Origin of the sequence: Microbulbifer epialgicus (assembly GCF_041447265.1) — a bacterium.
Classification (GTDB): Bacteria; Pseudomonadota; Gammaproteobacteria; order Pseudomonadales; family Cellvibrionaceae; genus Microbulbifer; species Microbulbifer epialgicus.
In genome coordinates this window covers 95,312-117,730 of sequence record NZ_JBGMEK010000001.1, presented here as the reverse complement: position 1 = coordinate 117,730, position 22,419 = coordinate 95,312, and the positions used below count along the sequence as shown (strand labels likewise).

The 22,419-nt window shown below is 35.8% G+C and carries 12 protein-coding genes; 8 read left to right on the top strand and 4 right to left on the bottom strand.

Annotated elements, in window-relative coordinates:
• Positions 1-2: 2 nt before the first annotated feature.
• The 8 genes from ACCI49_RS00620 to ACCI49_RS00585 all read left to right on the top strand — a co-directional run bounded on the left by ACCI49_RS00620 (position 3) and on the right by ACCI49_RS00585 (position 17,382).
• Positions 3-8,414, top strand: a complete 8,412-nt coding sequence (locus ACCI49_RS00620) for a primase/helicase family protein (protein ID WP_371837027.1) — start codon at positions 3-5, stop codon at positions 8,412-8,414.
• 155 nt (positions 8,415-8,569) lie between these two features.
• Positions 8,570-10,780 carry a DNA topoisomerase gene (locus ACCI49_RS00615; protein WP_371837026.1) on the top strand — a complete coding sequence of 737 codons (2,211 nt, stop codon included), beginning with the start codon at positions 8,570-8,572 and terminating at the stop codon, positions 10,778-10,780.
• Positions 10,781-10,782: 2 nt separating this feature from the next.
• Positions 10,783-11,409: a hypothetical protein gene (locus ACCI49_RS00610; protein ID WP_371837025.1), complete on the top strand. Its 627-nt coding sequence runs from the start codon at positions 10,783-10,785 to the stop codon at positions 11,407-11,409.
• Entirely contained in the window at positions 11,396-12,208 is an 813-nt protein-coding gene (locus tag ACCI49_RS00605; RefSeq protein WP_371837024.1) for a hypothetical protein, read from the top strand. The genes ACCI49_RS00610 and ACCI49_RS00605 overlap by 14 nt, the downstream gene beginning before the upstream one ends.
• Positions 12,208-12,942, top strand: coding sequence for a hypothetical protein (locus tag ACCI49_RS00600; protein ID WP_371837023.1), 735 nt, complete (start codon positions 12,208-12,210; stop codon positions 12,940-12,942). The genes ACCI49_RS00605 and ACCI49_RS00600 overlap by 1 nt, the downstream gene beginning before the upstream one ends.
• A gap of 5 nt (positions 12,943-12,947) precedes the next feature.
• Positions 12,948-13,442: a lytic transglycosylase domain-containing protein gene (locus ACCI49_RS00595; RefSeq protein ID WP_371837022.1), complete on the top strand. Its 495-nt coding sequence runs from the start codon at positions 12,948-12,950 to the stop codon at positions 13,440-13,442.
• Between the two features lie 34 nt (positions 13,443-13,476).
• Positions 13,477-14,784: a secretion/conjugation apparatus DotM-related subunit gene (locus tag ACCI49_RS00590; protein ID WP_371837021.1), complete on the top strand. Its 1,308-nt coding sequence runs from the start codon at positions 13,477-13,479 to the stop codon at positions 14,782-14,784.
• 3 nt (positions 14,785-14,787) lie between these two features.
• The gene (locus ACCI49_RS00585; protein WP_371837020.1) at positions 14,788-17,382 is read left to right on the top strand and encodes a TraM recognition domain-containing protein; all 2,595 of its coding nucleotides are present in this window, start codon (positions 14,788-14,790) and stop codon (positions 17,380-17,382) included.
• Between the two features lie 80 nt (positions 17,383-17,462).
• Here the strand turns inward: ACCI49_RS00585 and ACCI49_RS00580 are convergent, their stop codons facing one another.
• From ACCI49_RS00580 to ACCI49_RS00565, 4 genes are all read right to left on the bottom strand, one after another.
• Complete coding sequence (locus tag ACCI49_RS00580; protein WP_371837019.1) at positions 17,463-18,818, bottom strand: hypothetical protein; 1,356 nt, start codon at positions 18,816-18,818, stop codon at positions 17,463-17,465.
• A gap of 117 nt (positions 18,819-18,935) precedes the next feature.
• Complete coding sequence (locus tag ACCI49_RS00575; RefSeq protein WP_371837018.1) at positions 18,936-20,075, bottom strand: hypothetical protein; 1,140 nt, start codon at positions 20,073-20,075, stop codon at positions 18,936-18,938.
• Complete coding sequence (locus ACCI49_RS00570; RefSeq protein WP_371837017.1) at positions 20,053-21,249, bottom strand: hypothetical protein; 1,197 nt, start codon at positions 21,247-21,249, stop codon at positions 20,053-20,055. The genes ACCI49_RS00575 and ACCI49_RS00570 overlap by 23 nt, the downstream gene beginning before the upstream one ends.
• Positions 21,250-21,253: 4 nt before the next feature.
• Positions 21,254-22,408: a hypothetical protein gene (locus ACCI49_RS00565; RefSeq protein WP_371837016.1), complete on the bottom strand. Its 1,155-nt coding sequence runs from the start codon at positions 22,406-22,408 to the stop codon at positions 21,254-21,256.
• Positions 22,409-22,419: the final 11 nt, after the last annotated feature.

Sequence of the window (22,419 nt, the reverse complement as noted above, 5' to 3'; positions counted from 1 at the left end):
CTGTGAATGAGCAAACATCTAAATATGATTGGATGCTGATTACCATTAGAGGATACGACGAAAACAAAGGATATATTTACGGTAATCGGCATCCTGATGGTAAGAGTATTGTTGTTGCAAAAAAACATAGCGTGAAAAGAGATTGGATCAAATCTCTGTCTACCAAAAGAGAGCGTACGTATGCGCCACCCAATTCTATTGTTGCGATTTTTGGCGCAGATATAAAAGATGAACAAAGTGGGTTTACAATTGCTTCGTGGGCAACCCCGATATCTAAAGACCTTGGTCAAGAGGATGTATATGTAACACCTATAAAGATATCACAATCTCCCAAAGCCATAAGGAACCGTAGTCGTTCAAGCCATAAGTCAACATACATTGATGCAACTGTATTAGATGGAAGCCCTATTCCTGTTAGGACTTTACAGGATCTTCAATCTAGTGCGTTAAGTATATTAAGCCCAGAAGAGAAATCATCACTTAATCTTTCGGGTACACGTGGATTTATGATAAGGATAGGTCATATTTCTAATGATAGATCCATTGAAGCAAGTTCTTGGGAGTTCTTTGGTAATAGAAGCAGTAGTCCAGAGCAGATATGGAATTCACATTGGAACAGAAACCCTGCTCCGGGAAGACAAAGTAATTTATTACAAGCTGTGTTAACAGCTGCGCAACAAGCATTGAGGAGCTCTAACTCTTATGTTGAAGTCGTTGGATTAACGAAAGTTCTAATAAACGATTTTGGAAACCAAAAGCTAGTCGATGACTTATCAAGACTTCCCAACTATAAAAGTACAGATGCATCAGGAGTAATACCCTCATACTCATTAGCTGCAATTGCTGTGGAAAAACACGCAAAATCAAGAATAATAAAATTACAAGTTCCTCTGCCAAGAAATAAAGTGATTAATCACCAAGCAGGTTTACTTGGGAACCACATACCTAACGAATCAATGCCTGTAAATATTACAGCTATTAACAGGCAAAATAGTACAGTGAGTTCACCTGATACTTTACAGGCAGTGCAAAAAAATACCGAATTGTCTATTAGAGATTTTGTTAATAGTAGTGGGAACGTTAATTCATTTGAGATAATTGGAACTAAAGATTCAATTAATAAATATAGTGATAGAATTGAGAACGCTATTCCTGGCCTTAAGCCTTTTAGGGTTCAAGGAAAATATGCATACTCATTTCCTATCAGATTTAAAAAAGATGTGGAGTCTTCCTTATATGATCTAACAGGTAGTTCACCGTTATATATTAAAGATATTATTATTGATGGTAGAAAATACATTACGCTTTCTGGTAATACGCATAATCATCATTATAGAACACTATCAAATAATATCCTATCAAAGTTCGGAGCGGAGAAAAACGGTGAATTATCTGTTCTAGATGAAAGCTATCGTGTGAAATTAGCATCTGAGCTAGTTAACCTTGAACGTGAAAACACACATAGTCGCCAAGCCAGTACTCAGCAAATTCCACAACCTGAAGGTAAACAAGGCCATAGAAGTTCTAAAAATACAAAAATATCATTTTCTGATTGGCAGAAAGCAAAGTTTGGTAAAGATCCTTACACAATGTTAGATCACCTTAGTGGATATATTGAAAAATATGCTACTGAGGCTGGAATTGACTGGTCTAGTGCTAAGTCAGCGGCATTATTTGATGAAGCAAATACGAAAGGGAAATTAATTAAATCTGCAGACGTACGGCCCATAAGCGTAGGACACAGAGGCAGTGTCGCTATGTCTATCCATTTAAAGGAGAAAAATGGGCGCGAGCCAGGTGACTCAATCGTCTGGTTCAAAATCAATTTTTTTAATAAGAAAATCCTTAAAGATGATGTAATCACATTTGATGCATATACGTTTCTTAAGGAAGAATATGACAGAGATATAACAAATAACGTAAATGTAAGTAATCTAGATATCGATTTAGAAAAAGTAAAACAAGATAATGTGAAAAGAGCAACAGAAGCGAAAGAGCGTGCTCGTATTCAAAATGAAAAGGACATTAAATCACGCAATTATTGGAAAAATGCTATCCCAAATTTGTTAAGAGAAGATGGTAGAAACAAATATTGGTCAAAAAAAGGGATTAGTCATCTCCTCCACTTAATGGAGATAAGAACAGGGGAAGATAAGAATGGTATATTTTCTATATATCCTGCCCATGATATAGATATGAATTTTTTAGGCGCGCAGAGGATCTATGAGAAATATTGGGCTGATGAGAAAGGTAAAAAAACAAATAAAAATTCTATTAGAGGTACTCTGTTTAAAGACCGTGTAACAGATCAAGCCTACGGTACTCACCACCTAATTGGAACCGTAGACCCTTACAAGCCGATTATATTTTGTGAAGGTGCTGCTGATGGTTTAACCAACTATGCCGCAAAAGACTTCGAGTCGCCTGTCGTAATATGTTTTAATAAAGATAATTTGTATCATGTAGTGGGTATCTATAGAAAAAGCTATCCTGAAACACCATTTATTATCTCACATGATAATGACATCTATAATAAGAAAAATGGAAATGTTGGATTAATCGCGGCACTTAAAACAGCTCGTGATTATGATGCAGAATTTGTTGGACCAAACTTTGATGGTTTAGATACTCATGGCAATCCGACAGACTTCAACGACTTACACGTTATTGCGGGGCTGGATGTCGTTAAGCATCAAATTAGAAATACTAAAAAGCCGCCTGACGATCTTCTAGAATATAATAAGTTAAAAATCCAATCTATTGGTCTTGATAAGATAGATGATTGCATTAATCATGCCGTAAATGAGATTATTTCAAGTGGATCTCATGGAGTAGACGAAAGAAGTATTTACAGAACATTACTTTTTAGTGCGTTAATAACATACTCATATAATGATCTAAGTAATGTACTAAGTGATAAATCTAAAGAGGCTTTAGAATCAGAAGCGCACAAGAATAGAAATGAAGTAGAAGATAAGTTGTTAAGTGATACACCAAATGATATTAATTTCTCGGTTTCGATTACTGAAGAAACAGGAAGCGGGAAAAAAAAATATCTTCTGATTAAGGATAATACAGGGAAAAATTCTAATTCAATCGAAGGAGCTCTTGAACACATTGTCGGAGCAAATTTTCTTCCATTTAATGAACACCTAGGTGGTTGGGTAGCTCCAAATAGAGTGATAAGGTTGATGAACAGTTACCTCTATAGAGAAACTGGTTCACCTCGCTTATATGTCACAAAGTCACGCTCTAAACATAAAGATCAAAAATATGTAATTAGAGGCGATTTTAGAGATGTCAGCTTTAAAGAGAGTGTATATAAATTAATCTCATATTCAAATCCAACATTCAAAGACTCAGAATATGGATTTGTTTTACCTGATGATCGCGCATTACCATATATTAAAGAGTCTTTAAGAAATTATATATCAACAACAAGAGGTGTCGAGTCTATTGACAGCATTTCAGATAATGCAAAGATGCCTATAGAGAATGTCAAACTAGATGAAGCTGTTAAAATTTCAGGTCAAAGTCGTGCAAATATAGTTCTCGCGCACCACTCGCTATTATTCAGAGGTGAGCAAAGCATAATAAATGATGATGATTTCGTTTTTTCGGCTTTCTATAGTCGTACATTGAAATCATTTGAACATTTAGATCCAGAGACACGACATGTAAAAGCTGTAAATGGCGCTTGTCTTAGCGTGCTATCTGCTTTGGAAAATGAAGAACTTAGGTCTAAGCTAGAACAATCAACTGTTGTAAGACTTAAAGAAATTGTAAATCGTCTCCAAACCCTGCCAAATACTACAGAAAATCCAACGGTAGACTTAAATAACCTGACTGATTCTGATAAATCTGCATTTAACGTGACGGTAGAATCACCTAAAGCTGCTTCATCACGGATAGATAGCAGTAAAGATTCAGAATTAGATCCTGGACCGAAACCTAACGATCCCGTTATTTCTCCAGATGTTCTTCTGGAAGAGCTGAATAAAAAAGAAATATCTGACACCGTAACTATTGAGAATTCAGAATTATCTGAAATTAATAATAAGGACACAGATCTAAAAGTATCGGAAAAAACTCCGAAAGATAACATTCTAAAAAGTGAACAAGATCTGAGAATAAATAAGCTACTTGAAATTGTTAGATTGGTAGTTGATAAAGGTTTTGAGGCCGAAGATCTATATGATCACTTTATTGTCCAACCTGGTAGTCCATATTTTGATATTTCTAGTAGATCTTTTGATGACTCTCTCTATAGACAAGATATGAAATATCTGTCATCCGCGAAGGATATTATAGGTTGGACACCACGTAAAGTTAATAGCACCAGCGAACTTTTTTATGCGATTTATAACGATGTTTCTAAATCACGAGTCAAAGATCTAGAAAGTTTTATTAATTCCTATTTTGGAATTAATGGTGCAACCACCTTTAAAACATTTAATAAGTACCTTACAGGAAAACAGAAATTAGAGGGTGAACTGTCACATCCATATTTGATGGAAGGAGAAGTTAATTATGATTTAATCTCAAATGATTTGGAACATTTAACGGACTTTAGTTCAATACATGAGTTATATCGTTCTCTTTCCGATCAGTACAATAATAGTGCTAATACTAAAATTAAAAATGATATTTTTTCCATTAGAAATGGAACACGGGAAATTAGATATGGTCAAGAGATCTCTTCTCCTAAAGATTCAGTAAGAATAAAAGAGTCATATGAAAATAAAGACCAGACTGATATTAACCCAACAGAAAAATCTGTTGACAGTAATATCAAAGGAAACTTAGGGCAACGATTTAGAGAGTGGGCCAACCGAGGAATTGAAGTAGATAAAGTTCTTGAAATACTTTCTACAGAATATAGAATGCTTCTGCCAGATAGTTCTAAATTATTCATCGAACAGCAATATCAATTGTTATTGAAGAAGCAAGAAGCTGAGCAGGAAATTATTTATAAAAATCCTGAAGCAAATTATAAAGATCTATATAAGATTACTTCTGATTTAGCAGCGAAAGAACTCACATATGATGACTATATTGAAGATTTCTTTAGTTTAGATGGGGCTCTAATAGAAAGAAATCCGTATTTTAGTTCTTCTAAAAATACTATCAACAAGGCTGAAGCATTCAAAGATCTAAAATATGCTGGATATAAATCACTTTCTCAGTTTTATGAATCTATCTATCAGACAATAAATAACAGAAAAAGTACTGATACAGTTCTTCATAGGGTTGGAGGCTTTATACCACACGAAATTGATGAACATCAGCCTATACGTCCACAATTTAAGAAATTAGATAGCTTATTTTCAAGCTACGACAAATCAAACAATACAAGTAATTATCTTCCACCTTTCAAGGAATGGCTGAATTCTCCAAGTTCCTTCCGAGTGATACATCCAATTCTCAGTGAGGACTTGAGCACAATTGATAAATCGTTCATTCTTAAAACTTATGATCGTGATTCGATTCTTTTACTTGCAGATATTCATGGTGTAAGTGATTTAGATGGACAAGAATTAGGTCCCATCGTCGATAAATTACTATCACAATGGAATATGAGAATATCTATTTCAAATCTGTCTACTGCTGAACTACAAGACCTAGACGATACAGACCTGACTGATTTGTTAGCGCATTTTTCTATTCCTACCAGTGGTAGCCATCAAGATCGCTCGGAACGTCTCTACGAACATAGTATTAATTTACGTAATATATCAAAACTTAGATTAGCACAATATAGTTATATCCAAGCTACAATTAACTACCATGATATGGTTGGAAAGGTTCCAAACTATGCATATCGATCAATTAACTCTTTCGTACATGATGAAAATACACTATTAGACTTAATCGATTCAAACTTAATTGATGCAGACAATGCGGCACTTAGAAAAAAAATTGACGGTGTACTTAATGTTATAGAATCTATCCCAGACATAGACCGCAGCTTACACAAGATAATTATAGAAAGCTCCATAGAGAATGGTTCTGCCACTGCAATAGGTATTAATCACAAAAAAGAATCAAAAATGATTTATTCCGACAATTACGATAAATCTAAAGGTTCATTATCTAGATATAAATATGAATATTTATTGCCTTCTAATTCAAATCTAAAAAATTTGACACTCCCCTTTGAGATTACTCATTATTCCAAATTTAGTGACCGTCTTTTTGGTACAGCTACTCCTATTGACATTGAAAATCTAAGAACACAGAACATAATTCCGATATCTGATCAAGCTCTTATCTCGGTTTGCAATCCTATTCAGAGATGGATAATGAAGTATGGCTATGCATGTTTTAATGATGACTCAGGGGGTTCATTGATCATTCATCACAGTGATAATAATTGGCACTCATACAAGATTGGTTCAAATGAATTAGAGCCACATACAACCTTTAACAATTTTACTGATTTTATAAATAAAAATATAGGAGTTATAAGGGGCTTTACTGATCGAGACCCAGTTATAGAGAAATGGCTTGGGGCAACAAAAAGCGAGACGTTAAGTACTTTAATGGAGCTCAAAGCTTTTTCTTCATTTCCAATTGATAAGCTGCAATTTGACCCCGTAGTGATGAAAGCAGTTGTTAGTGAAGATCCTTTTGTTGAAATAATTGGTGACAACAAAGATGAAGACTTAAAAACTAAACTCGCTTTAATAATAAATCGGCTGGAGATTGGACTTCGAATGGAATCTTGGAATGAGATTTTGAACAAGGACTCGAACTTTAGCAAACTAGAAAATTCCGCAAAATATTTTTTACAGAACCTACCCCTTTATAGTGAAGATACAAAAAAAGAAATTTCTATCGACCACTTTTATCTACTTAATCCAGTAAATGCCATCAAGATTTATGATGAATATACTCTTGGTAAAAAAAGTAATTACTCCAATCTTTTTCAAAACCTTAACCATATGTATATGGATACACTATCTGAATCGAAGAAAAAGAAATTACCAATAGAAATAGCATCTGGAACATATGAGTCTCTAGGTCATTATTTACATGAACAAGCAGTGTTGGATGCGGTCGCAAAAAGTAAACCGGGGGCTTTAGAGATCGCAAAGAGTTATTATGGTGATTCTATTTCTGATGGAGGAAACGATTTTACGAATAACAACCCCGTACAAACTGGTTCAATCGAATTAAAAACCGAAGATATAGTTTTATTATTTGAGGATGATAGAACAACATTTATGTTTGGAAAAATTGTTGCTGATAAAGAAGACAAACCTAATTTACATTTAGAAACATTAGACATTCACTCTGAATGTCGGGATGACTCACAAAGGAAAATAGACAATACTCACGATTTTATATTGGTGAATAATTTTCCTACACCCAGCACTATATGTAGTTCAATTAGCGATGTCAGGGATGTTTTAGGTTTCGTTAGATCCTCAAATCCAAGTGAATTAATAATTGGGCATTTAATCCTAGCATTATCTGGTTTATCTAAGAGTGATTTTCAATCCAAGCTCGAAGAAATTGAACCCTTTAAACGTGTTTCTCCACTCATTTCAGGTGAAGAATTAAACTGGAAGGTAAGCAATAGAAATTCTCAATTGTCTGAAAGCATCACCTTTGATAGTTTAGTAGCTGCCTTAAATTATTCAGAAACTAATAGAGAGCCTAATTACTTAATTGACAGTACTCAAGTAGTATGGATTGAATCTGAAAAGCTTTTTTTTGGCAACATAGCTGGAAACCATTGTCTTAGTACTACATCAATTCCTGTATCCTCCTCTGATATAAATGGTAGAGTTTATGTTAAGGATATTGAAGCCAATAAATTGGTTGTTTATGATGATTTAGAAATAGAAGATAGATTTAAACAAATTCTATCAAATTTCTACGGTTATCCAAATGACCTGATCAAGCATTTTAATGCTGTAATTGATGATTGCGCAGATACTTCACTAAAACAAAAAATAGCTGCACAGATATTACTATCAATGGTTCATGATCACATTGATAGAATCAAACAACAGCAAAATAATATTCCTCCAGGTTATTCCATTTTTCAGCAAGGTGCTTCTTATCGCTTAGTTCCTTCGGGAAGTCAAAGTGATATTTCATTAAATGTAGATTCTATATATGCCAAGTTAACCGATCTTGTACGTAATGTAGCAATTCAACAGCGTATGTTATCTAAGACTGGAAAATATCTTAATATAAATCTAGAAAAGGAGGTTGTATATAACATAAACAGTAACAGTAATTCTGAAGAGAATAAGCAACAAATAGAAGAACAACGCCGGATAGTCAATGCTCATTCTATAGATGAAGAACAATTAAATAAGGTTAAACAGGACAATAGACGAAATCAGGATTCAGTATCAAGTACCACTACTACTCCGAAAGTTAGGGGCATGAGGTTCTAAATCACATAATAGGAATAAAGCAATAGCCAACCTAGCCTCCAACCAGCCGCAACGCTGCACATAAGCATAGAAACTTGCTTTTTTGAAAGTTATTCATTGCTCGTTTAATTTGGGTCAATCACACTAAGTTAATATTACATACATGTGTGAGCCTTATGGACGGATATGATCTATATTTGGCCGAAAAACCATCTTTAGCAAAAAAATTAGCTGAATATCTTGCCAATGGGCAGAGGCTAGAGAGATGTCAGGGCTATATTAAAGGTCCAAACTGGATAATGACTCACTGTATTGGTCATTTCTATGGTTTATATGACGCTGAAGAGTACGAGGCCACCTGGGGAAGCCCATGGTCAATCGATGTACTACCTATAATCCCCACAGAATTTAAATATCGACCTAATAAGTCTGGAAAAGGCACATCCGGTAAGGGAGACAAATCTGAGCAACTTAAAGTTGTCAATGGATTATTAGCTAAAGCTTCAAGAGTATTCCATTGTGGTGACCCAGACCCACAGGGACAATTTCTTGTAGATTTGACCATCAGACACTCTCGGTTTCAAGGCCCGGTCTTCAGAGTATGGCCAGATGATCTATCACCTTCAGGTCTTAAGAGAGTTTTCAACCAGATTAAGCCTAATTCTGACTATCGCCCCATTTCTTTATCAGCTCAATGTGGCACAGAGGCTGACTGGGTTGTAGGCATCAATTTTACAAGGCTCTATACATGTTTAGCACAGGCTAAGGGTTACCCTGGTACTCTCACATTGGGGCGTGTACAGACGGTCGTATACACACTTGTATATAATCGTTGCCTTGCAATAGATACTTTTAAGCCAATCTCACATTATAAGTTGGAGGTTGATTTTACATCTTCCAATGGAGTTTATTCTGGAGAGTGGCAAATACCTAATGAGCTCACAGATAACCAGGGATATTGCTTAGATAGCAAACTAGTTGAGTCTGTGGAACGTACGATTAGCCGTGGACAGGGTTTGATCAAAGAGCTAACAACTGAGTCAAAAACAGAGTCTGCTCCTCTTCCGTTTATTTTATCTCAACTACAATCTCACTGTAACAAAAAGTGGGGCTATTCTGTTAAAGAAGTAGAAAGAGCTACACAGTATCTATACGAACACCTAACTGCATTAACCTATCCTCGAACTGATTGCTCATACTTAAGCGAAGGGAGTTATCAGGACGCCCCCTCTATACTTTCAACTTGTTCAAAGGTAATGAACATAGACCTACGCGAAATGAGTATAAACATTTCCCCAAGACCTCGATGTTACAATGATGCTAACACAAAAGCACACACAGGAATCGTTCCTACAGATTGTGCACCAGACTTCAATAAGTTTGATAAATTAAGTACGAAAGATAAGAATAATTACGGTATCAAAGATGTTACCGTACTTCAAAATGTCTACACTGCTGTTGCAAGCCGTTTTATCTCCCAGTTTTTACCAAAGCATGAATATCGATTGACAACAATAACCACATCTGTACAGGGATATTACTTTCTAAGTAAGGGAAAAATAGTTACAAATAATGGATGGAAGTCTTTTTTAGATGATTCTAATGATAAACAGGATACTACAAAAAAAATAAGAGATCTTCCTCAGGTTATTTATGGACAAAAAGTTGGAGTAAGATCAACAAAATTATTAAGTAAGAAAACAACACCTCCAGAATATTTCACAGAAGGTACCTTAATTAGTGCTCTAGCGAACATTCAGAAATATGTAGAAGCCTCCGAGATAAGTGAGAAATTAACTGATGGTATCGGTACCGAGGCTACTCGAACAGATCATATTGAGAAATGTAGAAAGATTGGTCTTTTTCGAAAGGAAGGAAATAAAGTTATAGTAACTTCATTCGGGAGAGATGTCTTTCCTCCGATACCGTCTTTTTTTAAGACTCCAACAATGACTGCAATCTGGCAATCTGCATTAAGGAAAGTCGCTGAAGCTCACTTAGATCATAATGTGTTTAACTCAAATATAAGGAGTTGGACAAAAACACAAATAGAGAAAATCAAGGAAAACCCTCCAGATATCAATATACGTATCGATGATAAATACAGATGTAAGGAATGCAAATCGATCGTTACACGTAGAAGTGGAAAATTTGGGAATTATTGGAAATGTGTTAATAGGGATTGTAATACTATCTATAAAGATTTTAAACATTCCCCACTATATCCTACTGAAGGTCATGGTAAAAAATGCTCTAAATGTGCTCAATCGAGCCGTGAAGGTATTCTAATCACAAAAATAAAAAAAGAGAATTTAGAAAAAGGGGAGCCTGCAAGTATTTTCTTAGGTTGTAACCAATTTCCAGAGTGTAATCATGCAGAATGGTAATCATGAATAAATTAATTACTCCAAGTTCATATCTAGAAAAATGTCCACGATGCAATAACTTAATGAATTTGTCACCGGAGGTTGGTGGTAGAGAGTCTCACTGTAGTCAATGTGAGTATACCGAGCCAGGTGGAAGCGCTTCAGTAATTACTTTTATATCGAGTTGTTTAACAAACTATGCAAACAGCATAGGAATCGATACTACATTCCTAAAAGACAGCAAATTTACTGTTGGTGAATGTATGGAAGGTAATGGATTACTTCCACTTTTTATTGAGCGTGCAAAACAAATTCAAGACGCATCTGGTCTAACAGATATTCCAGGCGTCGGTATTGATTTAAAAGTTGAGGAGGATATCAAGGGGCTTCTAGTTACCAGGGTTGTAATGAATAAAAACAATCTACATTTATCAAGTAATCTTGCATTCCTGGTTGAGGTGCTTCATGAAAGCATCGATCTAACGAAGACTCTTGGGACAAAATACTACGGTAACCAAATCTGCCTTGATTATATGCCTTCATTAAGTCCTGTTAATGATATTCAGTATGGTAATTCTCAAAAACTGCATAGCGCTCTTCAAGTAGCCTCAAAGCAACAATTCAAAGGGGCACCAGGTGAGAGAAAATAATCCTGCTCTAAATGCTCTAAATGCTCTTCGAGATCTGGAAGATGAAGAACAAACGAGCACTTCAACGGTTTCTAGGCCATTAACTTCGATTGTTAATGGGATTAATACATGTGGACCTATAGTAAGCGCCCTACTTCTTTCTGACAGTAATAACATTGATTCTGATATTGATGAAATGCTGTTCGCTGCAAAGTCTCTTATTCAGGAGGTCAGTTCTACTTTGTCTATAGAAGTTGACGATCAAATTTTGTCAGCAATTAATGCCTTCTGCATAAAAGTTGTTACTGAAAACTGGAAGGCATCACAAGAAGTATATGAGGAATGGTCCTCGGCTATAGTACAAGCATTAACTTATACTGGAATTAGCTCGGAATATTCATCTTATGATTTTTCAATGTTGTCTGGTTATGAATTAGTTGCAAATATTGTCGCAAGTTCGGAAATATTTTGTATATTGCAGTCAATTACATCATCTATAGATCATAATCATTCGTATGAGCTTTCCATAAAAGCTGTTTTTGATTCTGTGGAAAAAGCCATTGATAAGTTGTCGCAATTTCATATCCCCTATGAAGATGCCGACCTTGTTAGGCACCATTTTACTATACAAGCCGGTAAAATATTTGCAGCGGTAATTAGCTGTGACTTTAAGTTATTTGAAAGCCAACAACGATTAAATGCAATTAGCGACGATAAGGTTTCTAACGAGTTTCAAATTGGGGAGTCTATTAGGCGCTTCTCAGCTGAAATGGATTCATTTGTTACTGCTATTTATGTAAATAGTAGGATGGTTAACTGATGTCAAAATCACTAATTAATATTTTTTATGATTTTAAATATGCTAGATCATTGATTGACGGATTTTATGATTTTTATCTAATAAGATCTGGCAAGGGTATTTTGTATGAAGTACCAATAGTTATTGAAAGTGGTAATACAACAGAAGAATGTAATATAACAGTATGGGCGGCCTCAGAAAATGAGGCTGAAGAAAGGGCTATTGCCTATGCCCACTCAATTCAAATTAAAAAATCAGAAAAGATTCAAGATCGTACTTTGGGGTTGATTCTACCTCTTTCTTATTACAAGCCAAAGGGATTTAAAAGAACACTCACCTCACCGATAGCTTTTTGGAGAGATCCTGTTTACAAGAAAGGCTACGCAAATATGTTTGGTGCTATAGGATATCGTTTTGGAATGATGACAAAGCTCTCCATTTCAGATCTTAAAAAAAATGTTTTGTCTTCAAATCAAGAAACGGAAGTTAGCTTAAAATCAGTTACATCAGCGTTAAAGGTTAATATAGTATCAATATTCATCTGGGCTTCTTTACTAATAATGGGGGTATTATTTCTTTTTTTAGGGATACATCCAGGTTATAAGGATAAATTTGTTATTTCGTGGCTTAACCCATATCTCGTTTCAAGTGTTGTTTGTTTTACTGTGGGCTTTATTGCTGAATATAAAACAATGAAAGATTACAAGTGGCTCATATCAAAATTAGATGAACTGAAAAAAAGAAAAGAGGACTGATAAACGTGATCGATTTACCTTTTGAAGAACTAGTATCCATCACCGTTAAAGCTTCCCATGAAGAATATCAAATTAAAAAAATAACTCAAAAGTGTAAACAAAACATATCACGAAAGTTAGATATTCCAGAGTTGATTTTAGATACCTATTTGTTAACAGAAGGTGCCTACGAAGGTCACATACGACACAATGATAGTAACGGCACTTGGGATATTGGGCCAATGCAAATTAATAGTATTAACTGGAAGTTATTCTATGATTCATTTGGTATTACACCTTTAGAAATTCGCTATGATGGGTGTATAAATCTATTTTCAGGGGCATATTTAATAAAAGGCCATTTTGATGTTGTAGGTGATGATGTTTATAACGAGTGGGGTATTTTTGTAAAGACAGTTGCCAATTATCATTCAAAAACACCCAAACACAATAAAAAATATCAAGTTGATTTCACTGAAAATTTAAAATCATTGTTAGAGAGTGATAGCTATGGTTACTAGGAATACAAACCACAATGGTAGTAATGACACTACAATGATAGCGATAGGTGTTGCATTTGTTTTTGCATTACTTTTTGTCGTATTGTGGTTCACATTCCATACATATCTATCCATCGCTGTAGTAAAAATTGCATGGTGGTGTATTCCAGTAATTGAGTATACTCACGCGTATTCTTACAAGATTGCCATAAGTTTAGGAGTTTCCACAAAGACAGTTGACCTGCTGATTCCAGCAGAAATTATTAATGAATTACCCAACTTAAAATATTGGCTTCCAAGAATAGATCCATCTCAAATTAAGTTTAAAAAATTTGTAGAGCTTCTTGAAGTTATCAGTTATGCATTAAGAATATTACTCCCTTTTTTAACTGTAATATCCATTATATATATCGTAAAACGCTCGAAAACCGCAAGAATGAACCGCGTCATGAATATTATGAGTTTAGCCAAGCTATCAATGGATCAATTCCCCCAAATTCGCCCTGCCATCATTGAAAATTTATTGAAAAAGGACCCTGACACAGGCTATTTTAGACGTGAGGCATCTCCTATACGATTTGCGATCATCAATGGACTTATTAAAGCATATAAAACGGACTTTAGAGGAGCCTTAATTTCTGAGATAGTGACTCCAGTATTTAATAAACAATATAAAAATAAAGAAGGCTATGAATACATAGTAGATAATTATTCAAAAGGAATTTCTAAACTTCATAATCGTTGTATTTTAGATACAAAAGAAACAGAACGTGTATTTATAAATCAACTTGGTAAGGTGTGGACTAGTTCGGATAATCTACCACCATTTATTAGGGGGCTGTACGCAGCATTAATTGCTTTTGTTTGTGCTGATAAGGATACTTCTATCAAGCTACTTGATCAATTCAATAGAAGCTGGATACCTCCCAAAAAAAGCGGGTTATTTTTTAACAAAACTACTGTAAGCGCTTTCATTAATATTAATGGAGTTGATGACGTCATTGCCAAGTATGAACATGCTGATAGTGTACAAGAAATATTGTCAAATCACGCTTATGTAAATACTGTAATGGCTGTTTTGTTGGAAGCAGCGAGGACAAAGGGAAGTCTTGCTACATCATTATTTATTTGGTTAAAAGTCGTAGACAGAAACCTCTGGTATTCACTTAATCAGGAGGGTGGGCAATGTGCTTGGACTGAAGGCGCTGGACCTCGCGCACATAAATTAGCAGAAATAAAGGCAAAAGGTCCTTTATATCATCCTTTTGTTGATACCGCTGTTGCTGGATATGAAGACTATTTGAGAAACACTGAAGGCTGGCTTCCTTTAGCAGAAGACCTTCCTAAAACTGATAGAGGATAGTTCATGTCAGTTCAATATCGTGCTCCGGAACAACATCAGGGTATAAAAAGAGAGTTCGCCTATCGTGATACTCGGAGTATTTCCGATGTCATCAGACAAGAATTACCCAAGTGGGATTTATCTCTTGGAGCGGTAGTACTTTTAACTGCCGGACCTTTTTATAGTCCACTGATATCTTGTATATCAATACCAGCTATTATTGGGCTTGCTCTTTGGTCAGGAAGTAGTAGATATAATCGTTCACTACCAATGAAGCTTCCGGCATCACTTGGTAAACAAACAGATTATAATAATCCTGTACCAGGATCTTCGAATCAATACTATCCAGCTAGTGGGACTATTTTACTCGGCAACCTTCGTAGAGGTAAAACTGAGCTTTGGTTAACAGGTAAAGATCTCCTAACTCACATGCTTTTAATAGGCACTACTGGGTCAGGTAAAACAGAAACTCTGGTTTCGTTATCTGCTTGTACAGCTTTTTGCATGGGTGGTGGAACAATTTATGTAGATGCTAAAGCCGCACCTAAGCTGTTATATCAATTTGGTACCCTTAACCGTATGTTTTGCCGTGAAGACGATTCACGCGTAATTAGCTATATTACTGGTAATCGTGCTAGAAAAGAGCGTTATTGGGAACGGTTATCAAATACTACAAATCCTTTTGCTCAAGGTACCGCTAATACAGCAGAACAAACATTAATTGGGTTATTACCAAAGGCAGGTGGAGATAATCAATATTTTCTTGATCGTGCTATTGCTATCCTTAGATCACTGTTACCAGCTCTCGTGGAGCTTCGCGATAAAGGTGTTTTAAATATTTATCCTAGTTTAATCGGTGAGTACATTGCGATTGACAAGTTTATGTCTCTCGCAAAAAATCACATCGAAGTAAATGGTATTCATTATCCGAATGTATCCTTATCTGATAAGTCTCTAAAGATTATCAGAGGATTTCTTAAAGGTTTACCTGGTTTTAATCCGGACTTATCTCCTGATAAACAAGCCGAGGAGGTACATCGACAGTTTGGTTTTGCTGAAGGGTACTTCGCAAGAACTTTAGCTTCTCTTGCCGGTGTTTATGGACATATTTATGAGACAGAATTGGGTGAAGCGGACTTTGTAGATATAGTTTTAAATAAACGTATATTAATAGTACTAGTTCCTGCAATGGAACAGGCAAGTGAAGAGAGAGCTGCACTTGGTAAAATTGTTCTCTCAAGCATACGCTCGGCTATGGCCAGAGGCCTAGGTGGCAAAAGCGAGGGCGATTACGAAGATGTCATAGAGGCTCTTCCTATAGACCTGAGAATACCTACTATTATTATTGTTGATGAATATGCAGAAGTTGCGGTTGAGGGTTTTGCGGTAACGGCCACTCAAGGTCGTGGACTTGGTGTGTCTGTTGTTTTTGCAGGTCAGGACCTTGCGGGTTTTATTCGAGCTAGCCAAGAAGAAGCTGATATGATTTTTGGCAATACAACCCAAAAAGTCTTGATGAAACTTGAAGACCCAGAAACAACATGGAAAAGATTTAAAGAGCTTGGAGGAACAATGAAAGTTGCTGAAGGAGGCGGCTGGGATCAGAATATTGACGGTTTAAGCCCATACAAAGCTAATTTAAGTGCAAGTATACGTGAAGCCGATAGAATCAATCTCCTTGACTTAAAAGAGCAATCGGAAGGTCAGGCGCATATTTTCGAACGGGCAAATATACATAGAGCTCAGATGTTTCATTGGGGTTTAAGTGAGAAAAAATGGATAAGAAATTTTCGTATTAACAGAATGCTAAAAATTAAAAGTCCAGATCCGGATACTATTGATATTTTGCAAAATATAGTTAGAAGAAATATTAATCTCGAAAGAAATTTAAATGATGATTGTGAAGAAACTATTCCTCACATACCTTCCCTTGATCGTTTAGCTGGAATAAATTCTTTTGCATCTAAATCTAAATGGCCTTGGCGTTTTCTTGCAACCTTAGAGGACTCTGATAGTGATCAAGCCAATATTAGTAATAGTCAGATACCTTCTAAAAAATTAGATACAAAAAAAACTACATTATCTTCTTCTATTGATAAGCTTGATGAAGCTGTTCCTAATGATAATGGAATAGTATCTCCTGCTATAGATAAAGCATCTGTCCCTCCTAATACATCTCATGAGCATATTACTTCAAAATCTGAAGATTTCGATGGGATGAACGTTGACGTGCTTATAAATGGAAGCTCGTCAACCCAAAGTAATCCCCTAGAGAACAAACAACCAGAGCCAGGAAAGGTCATTTCTAGTGAAAGTTCTAAAGGTATAAATGAAATATCAAGACTCGAAAATAAAATTCAAAAGAGTTTAGCAAAAGCTGAGAATCACTGGATATTTATTTCTGCTACAAATCATGACGGTCTTTCTAAGTCACAAATGATTTATAATAATATGGTAGAGATCAATACGCTAGCTGGTCAAAGCTCTACCGAAGCTAAGATAAGCGCTGTCGAGTCAATTGATGGGGTTACAGATGCGGTTGTTTACCCATCAGGAGATATAGTCTCTAAGGCCGAAGATGTAGAAGAATTGTGGGAAGCATTAGACAAACTTCATTAATACTTTAACGAAGTTACTCATACCTAAAGCCTGATATTTTTGATGGCTTTAGGTGTGGCTGGTAATGTACTAATAAGTAGTTAAATATTTACTGAATTAGATGGTTTAGAAAAAATAGCTCTTAGCTTTGAAATTATAGCATTTGCCGTATTTTGAATTCTCTCTAAGAAACCCTGCCCTTCTTTTGCTTCTGAAATTTCCTCAAGATTAATCTTAGCTTCATTTTGCCATTTAGATATCATTTCTTCCAATCTATCATATCCTTGATTTGATTCTTTAGCTATTGTGGCGATTCGTTCAGAGCGCTGCTGTATTTGATCTATAAAATAACTCATATCCTTATCTGCATCTTTGAAATCAATTTTAGCTTTTGCCATATTAAGTATAGCGGGCGCTCTTATTTTTGTTTCTGGATCATTACTTTCTTCAATAGACTTTAGTTTTTTTGCCCATTCAGTTTTTTTCATTTTATCAATGGCACTTAACTGAGAATCTATATCTAGCTGTAAACTATCAAATTCACTATCTAACCGATTTTTTTTCCACTCATTGACTGTATCATTGTTAAAAGAATCATTAACAGCTCGAGTTGCTGGATTAAAATGAAAATGTGCACCCGCTTCAAACTTGGTGGATACCGATGGTTTTGACTCTATATCCAGAGCATTCTTAGTATGCTTAATTCCAGCCAACCCAGAACCTAAAGCCATTCCAATTCCACTAAATATTCCGTTCAAAACACTTCCAAAGGCATGACCTAAGCCACCAGCTAAATTGGTTTGAACCATTTGACCTGGTAATGGAGCGTTCATTTGCTGATTTTCATTGATATCAGATTCCGGTTGGTCTTTGGTTGGGACTTCATACTTTGAGTCTGTTTCTGAACCTTTTTCCCTATCGTCAAATGGTATTTGATCACTATCTTTACCTACCGGGTCATCAATAGTAGAAGTCTCATTTTCTATCTTAGCAGTGTCTTTGTCCTTGTTTTTATCTTCATCGATATGCTCTATTTCTAGGTTTGGTAATGGATCAACATCAGTTGATAATTTGCCAGTATTTTCCCCTAAAGTGTCTTTTAATCCCTCCTCCTCTAGCTCCTCCTCTAGCTCCTCCTCTATTGTTTCTCTTCCCTCCCCTGGCCTGCCCCCTGACAATTCCTCAACAATACTACTAATCTCGGCATCCTGATCAATAGCCATCATAGGTATAGATGCGTTTTCATCAGTGTCATCACTTAGTAAAGGTTTTAAGATGTCTTGGGTTTCGCCATTTAATCCCTCATTATTATATTGTTCATATTCAATTTGTAACTGCCGGTCATGTTGCGAAAGGCCGTCTGATTCAGCTTGGATTTCTAGCTCAGTAGAATCTATCCCTGTGCGCAATATTTTGTTTGTTTTAGTAATATTTTCTATATCTTGAACATCGGCCATGAGATAACCCTTTTGTAACAAATTGATTACTTAATATATAATAACGAGCTGCAGCGAACCGGTTAAACTATAGTTAATCATTTTCTATAAAATTGCGTTAAATATAGTGCAATTAAATTAGATTTTAGTTCTCTCCAGTTCCTCACCAGTTTTTGATATATTACCTAAAGCAATTATTGATAATAGTTGGTTTCGCCATTCCCTTCTTTGTGTAAGTAAAAATAGGAGTGCATTTCGTTCTGACTCTAAATAGGTTAATTCTCGCTTTAAACCTGTTTCATTCATTAATTTTGTATTTAAGTACCATCCTTCTGAAGTAGTTCGACCATTAACCAGACTTGAGAATGTTTCGGTTATACTCAGTTTTGGTTCATTCGAGCTTCGATCTACATAAGATCTTACCCAATCTGGAGATGAAAATTGTGCTCTATGTGATATCAGCTCATAAACTATTGCTGATACTATGCTGACTTTAGCATTATATATTTTACGATTTAGCTCATAATCCTGACCTTTTGGTGATGACAAATCATTCGCCGAATATTGTGGCAAAGGATTAGGGTTAGTTATATAGCTAATAAGAACTTGGAAATTATTCAATTCTTCATTACTTAAAGTTTTTTCACAGTAAAGTTTTGCTGAATTAAATATTTCATCACTTTTTGATATCTTTTTATTTTGAGCGATACTTATATCACCAGGTGTGATTTCTTCCCCATAATGAATCTGATTTTTCGTCGTTTCATCAGCATGTAGGTGTGTTTTTAAATAGGCTTCTTTGAACTCTAACGCAGCTATTGCACCAATTTCACCAGTCTCTGGCATCGCATTTTCAGAAAATAAAAGATTGTTTTCGCTAACTTTCCTTGCTGTATATTGCTCCCTTAGTGACTGAACAAATATATTATTTATTGTATCAGTGGACAATTCATATGCCTTGATTTGCATTGCTTGCGCAAGCTCTATTTTGCTTGTTCTTGCATCTAAACCACTTAGTATATCCATACTTGACGATGTCCATGCATCGGTCATATCGACACCAAAGTCTACACTTGATTGTGTAACGTCATTTATAGCAGTTAGAAGGTTTTGATTTGAGCTAGCTTGCGACTGCATTGCAGATGCTACTGAACTCCCTAGCCCCTGAAGTGCAACACCCCCGCAAGCAGAGTCACAAAATGGCATACAGGGTTGCCACGCAAAACTCATGATAGGGAAAAAACAAAATATGCAACTAATTACTTTTTGTATTTTCATATTTCTTTAATAGATTTTTGGCGTAGGATTCGGATTTGTTAGCAAGCAAAACAGCCATTAGCTGATTTGAGCTCTGTGAAATAGAGCTTAGCCTTTCATTCATTTGAAGAGATAGCCCCATTTGGAATATCTTTTCTCGCTCTAGTCCAGTTTGATTTAGCCTTAACACAGAGGCCCACCACTCTGGGTCCGTTAATCTTCCATTGACTTCTGCATCATAAAGATTTTGTAATCCAAGATATCCTTCTTCATTCTCTTCAGTATCATGGTAATATTTCTTCCACTCACCACTGACTAATCCGGTTCTGGCTGTGGCAGGAATTAACAGAGAACTATATACAATTCCTAACATTGAAATATGACGTTTTCTTTCTAACTCATAATCAACATATTGTGAATTAAGTTCCATGTTAGCAAGTGGATATTGAGAAACTATGAGTCCGATTAGAACTTGAAGTTTTTGAAAATCAGTCTGATCTAGTACATCTTTTGTTAATATTGAAGCTAGATTATTGAACTCACTTATTGACTTCAGCGCATTTACTTGATGTTGGCCAATACCAGCGCCTGAGTAAGTGTTATTTGAATCATTTATATACGACATAAATCCATTCGTTGACTCTTCAAGTAACTGTTTTATTTGTACGTTTACACGTTTTATAGCTTCAGCCTGTTCAGCACCTGATTCGCCACTTACTGGCTGGGAAGCATCACCAAAGATTAAATTATTTTCTGAAACAGCACGTGCTACTTCTCTTTCCTTTAAAGCATGAACGAAAGATCTAACCAGATGCTCTGTATTTGCTTCGGAGGATTTTAGAGCTTGGAGATTCGCAAGCTCTATTCTATTTGTAGAAGCACTAAACCCGTCTAAGAGGTCTTGATTTTGTTGTATTAATACATCATTAATGTCTGTACCCAAATCAGACATTGAATCAATTGAGTCTTGTACAGCGCTTGTTAAGTTCTGATGAGCGGAATTTAATTGCGTTAGTGAGTTGGATACATTTGTACCCATTTGGTTTATCGCAGCTCCAGCACAACCACTATCACAAGGAATAATCCCACATACGGAAGGTGGACAGCACGGTCCAAACCCGAAATTGGCATTTACAATTGGTGAATTGAGGACGGCACATAACAAAATGGTTGTATATTTTATCAGTTTTATCATTCTGCTACCTCCGCGTATTTGGTAATGTTGGTCTAGATTGCTCAATTTCTGAGATAGCCATCAGAGCCAACATTGATAACTCTTCTTCTTCTTGATTAATAAGGCGAAGCATTAACTGATTATTTATTGCTTGCTGATATACTTGTTCTCTGACAATACCAGCTGGCGTTTTTGTCTTAATATCCTGATACCATCCTTCTGACCCAATCCTACCGATTGTTTCAGATTCAAGCATGCTCATTATGGAGACTTTGCCATTCACATCTGGCTCTGCCATAACATACCCTTTCTGCCAGTCTTCCTCTGAAATCGGAATAAGAGGTTGCTTATCTGCTATCGTTTTAGATAAAACAGCATGAATCAACCCTAATTTCGCATTATGAATTCTTCTTTCTAATTCATAAGCACTTGCTTTTGGATTAGCTGCCATCTGCTCATCTGTTGCTTTTGGTAATGGAACCGGATTTACAAGCATCGTTAGCAATTTCTGCATGTCAATCGATTCTTCAGCTGTTATTTGCCTTTGAGTGACTAGGGGGATCGGATTCCATACATCTTCATCTTCAGAAAGAAGAAGATTTTTTTTCATTCCTTTTCCTGCTTTATCAACATCATCGGTATTATTGTTCCATGCATCCATATCTTCCGTCATCTTTTGCCAAATTTGATTGGCATGGACTAACCCTTCTTTAAGAAGGGGGGCTCTATTTGCTCCTATTTCACCTGATAGAGGCTGTGCTAGTTCATCACTATATATCTTATTATTTTTATCAATCTCTTCAGCAATTCTTACTTCTTTCAAGGCAGAAACCATACTTTTCACTGTATGATCAGTCATTCTTTCAACAGTTTTGGAATTCTGATGAATTGATAGCTCTATTCTATTGGTTGATGCTGATAAGCCTTGGAGTAATTGTTGAGTATTCAAATTCAAAGTGGCTTGTAATGACGTATTTACTGCTTGTAATGAGGCATTCAAAGCCTGTGTTGCTGAAACATTAGCTTGAACTGATGTTGTAACAGTATTAATGGCGGCCGTCATTTGGGCATTTGCTGATTGAGCAGCAGCTTGTATGCATGGGTCACATCCGGCCTTTGCTAGGCCAGAGCTGATCACCAATGTTATAGCCACCGCAATAGAAATATAATGTTTCATCATTTTACTTCCCA

What these genes read in the sequence shown, in the direction of transcription:
- ACCI49_RS00615 (WP_371837026.1), top strand. Translation starts at nt 8,570, where the DNA reads ATGGACGGATATGATCTATATTTGGCCGAAAAACCATCTTTAGCAAAA.
- ACCI49_RS00610 (WP_371837025.1), top strand. Translation starts at nt 10,783, where the DNA reads ATGAATAAATTAATTACTCCAAGTTCATATCTAGAAAAATGTCCACGA.
- ACCI49_RS00600 (WP_371837023.1), top strand. Translation starts at nt 12,208, where the DNA reads ATGTCAAAATCACTAATTAATATTTTTTATGATTTTAAATATGCTAGA.
- ACCI49_RS00590 (WP_371837021.1), top strand. Translation starts at nt 13,477, where the DNA reads ATGATAGCGATAGGTGTTGCATTTGTTTTTGCATTACTTTTTGTCGTA.
- ACCI49_RS00585 (WP_371837020.1), top strand. Translation starts at nt 14,788, where the DNA reads ATGTCAGTTCAATATCGTGCTCCGGAACAACATCAGGGTATAAAAAGA.
- ACCI49_RS00580 (WP_371837019.1), bottom strand. Translation starts at nt 18,818, where the DNA reads ATGGCCGATGTTCAAGATATAGAAAATATTACTAAAACAAACAAAATA.
- ACCI49_RS00575 (WP_371837018.1), bottom strand. Translation starts at nt 20,075, where the DNA reads ATGAAAATACAAAAAGTAATTAGTTGCATATTTTGTTTTTTCCCTATC.
- ACCI49_RS00570 (WP_371837017.1), bottom strand. Translation starts at nt 21,249, where the DNA reads ATGATAAAACTGATAAAATATACAACCATTTTGTTATGTGCCGTCCTC.
- ACCI49_RS00565 (WP_371837016.1), bottom strand. Translation starts at nt 22,408, where the DNA reads ATGATGAAACATTATATTTCTATTGCGGTGGCTATAACATTGGTGATC.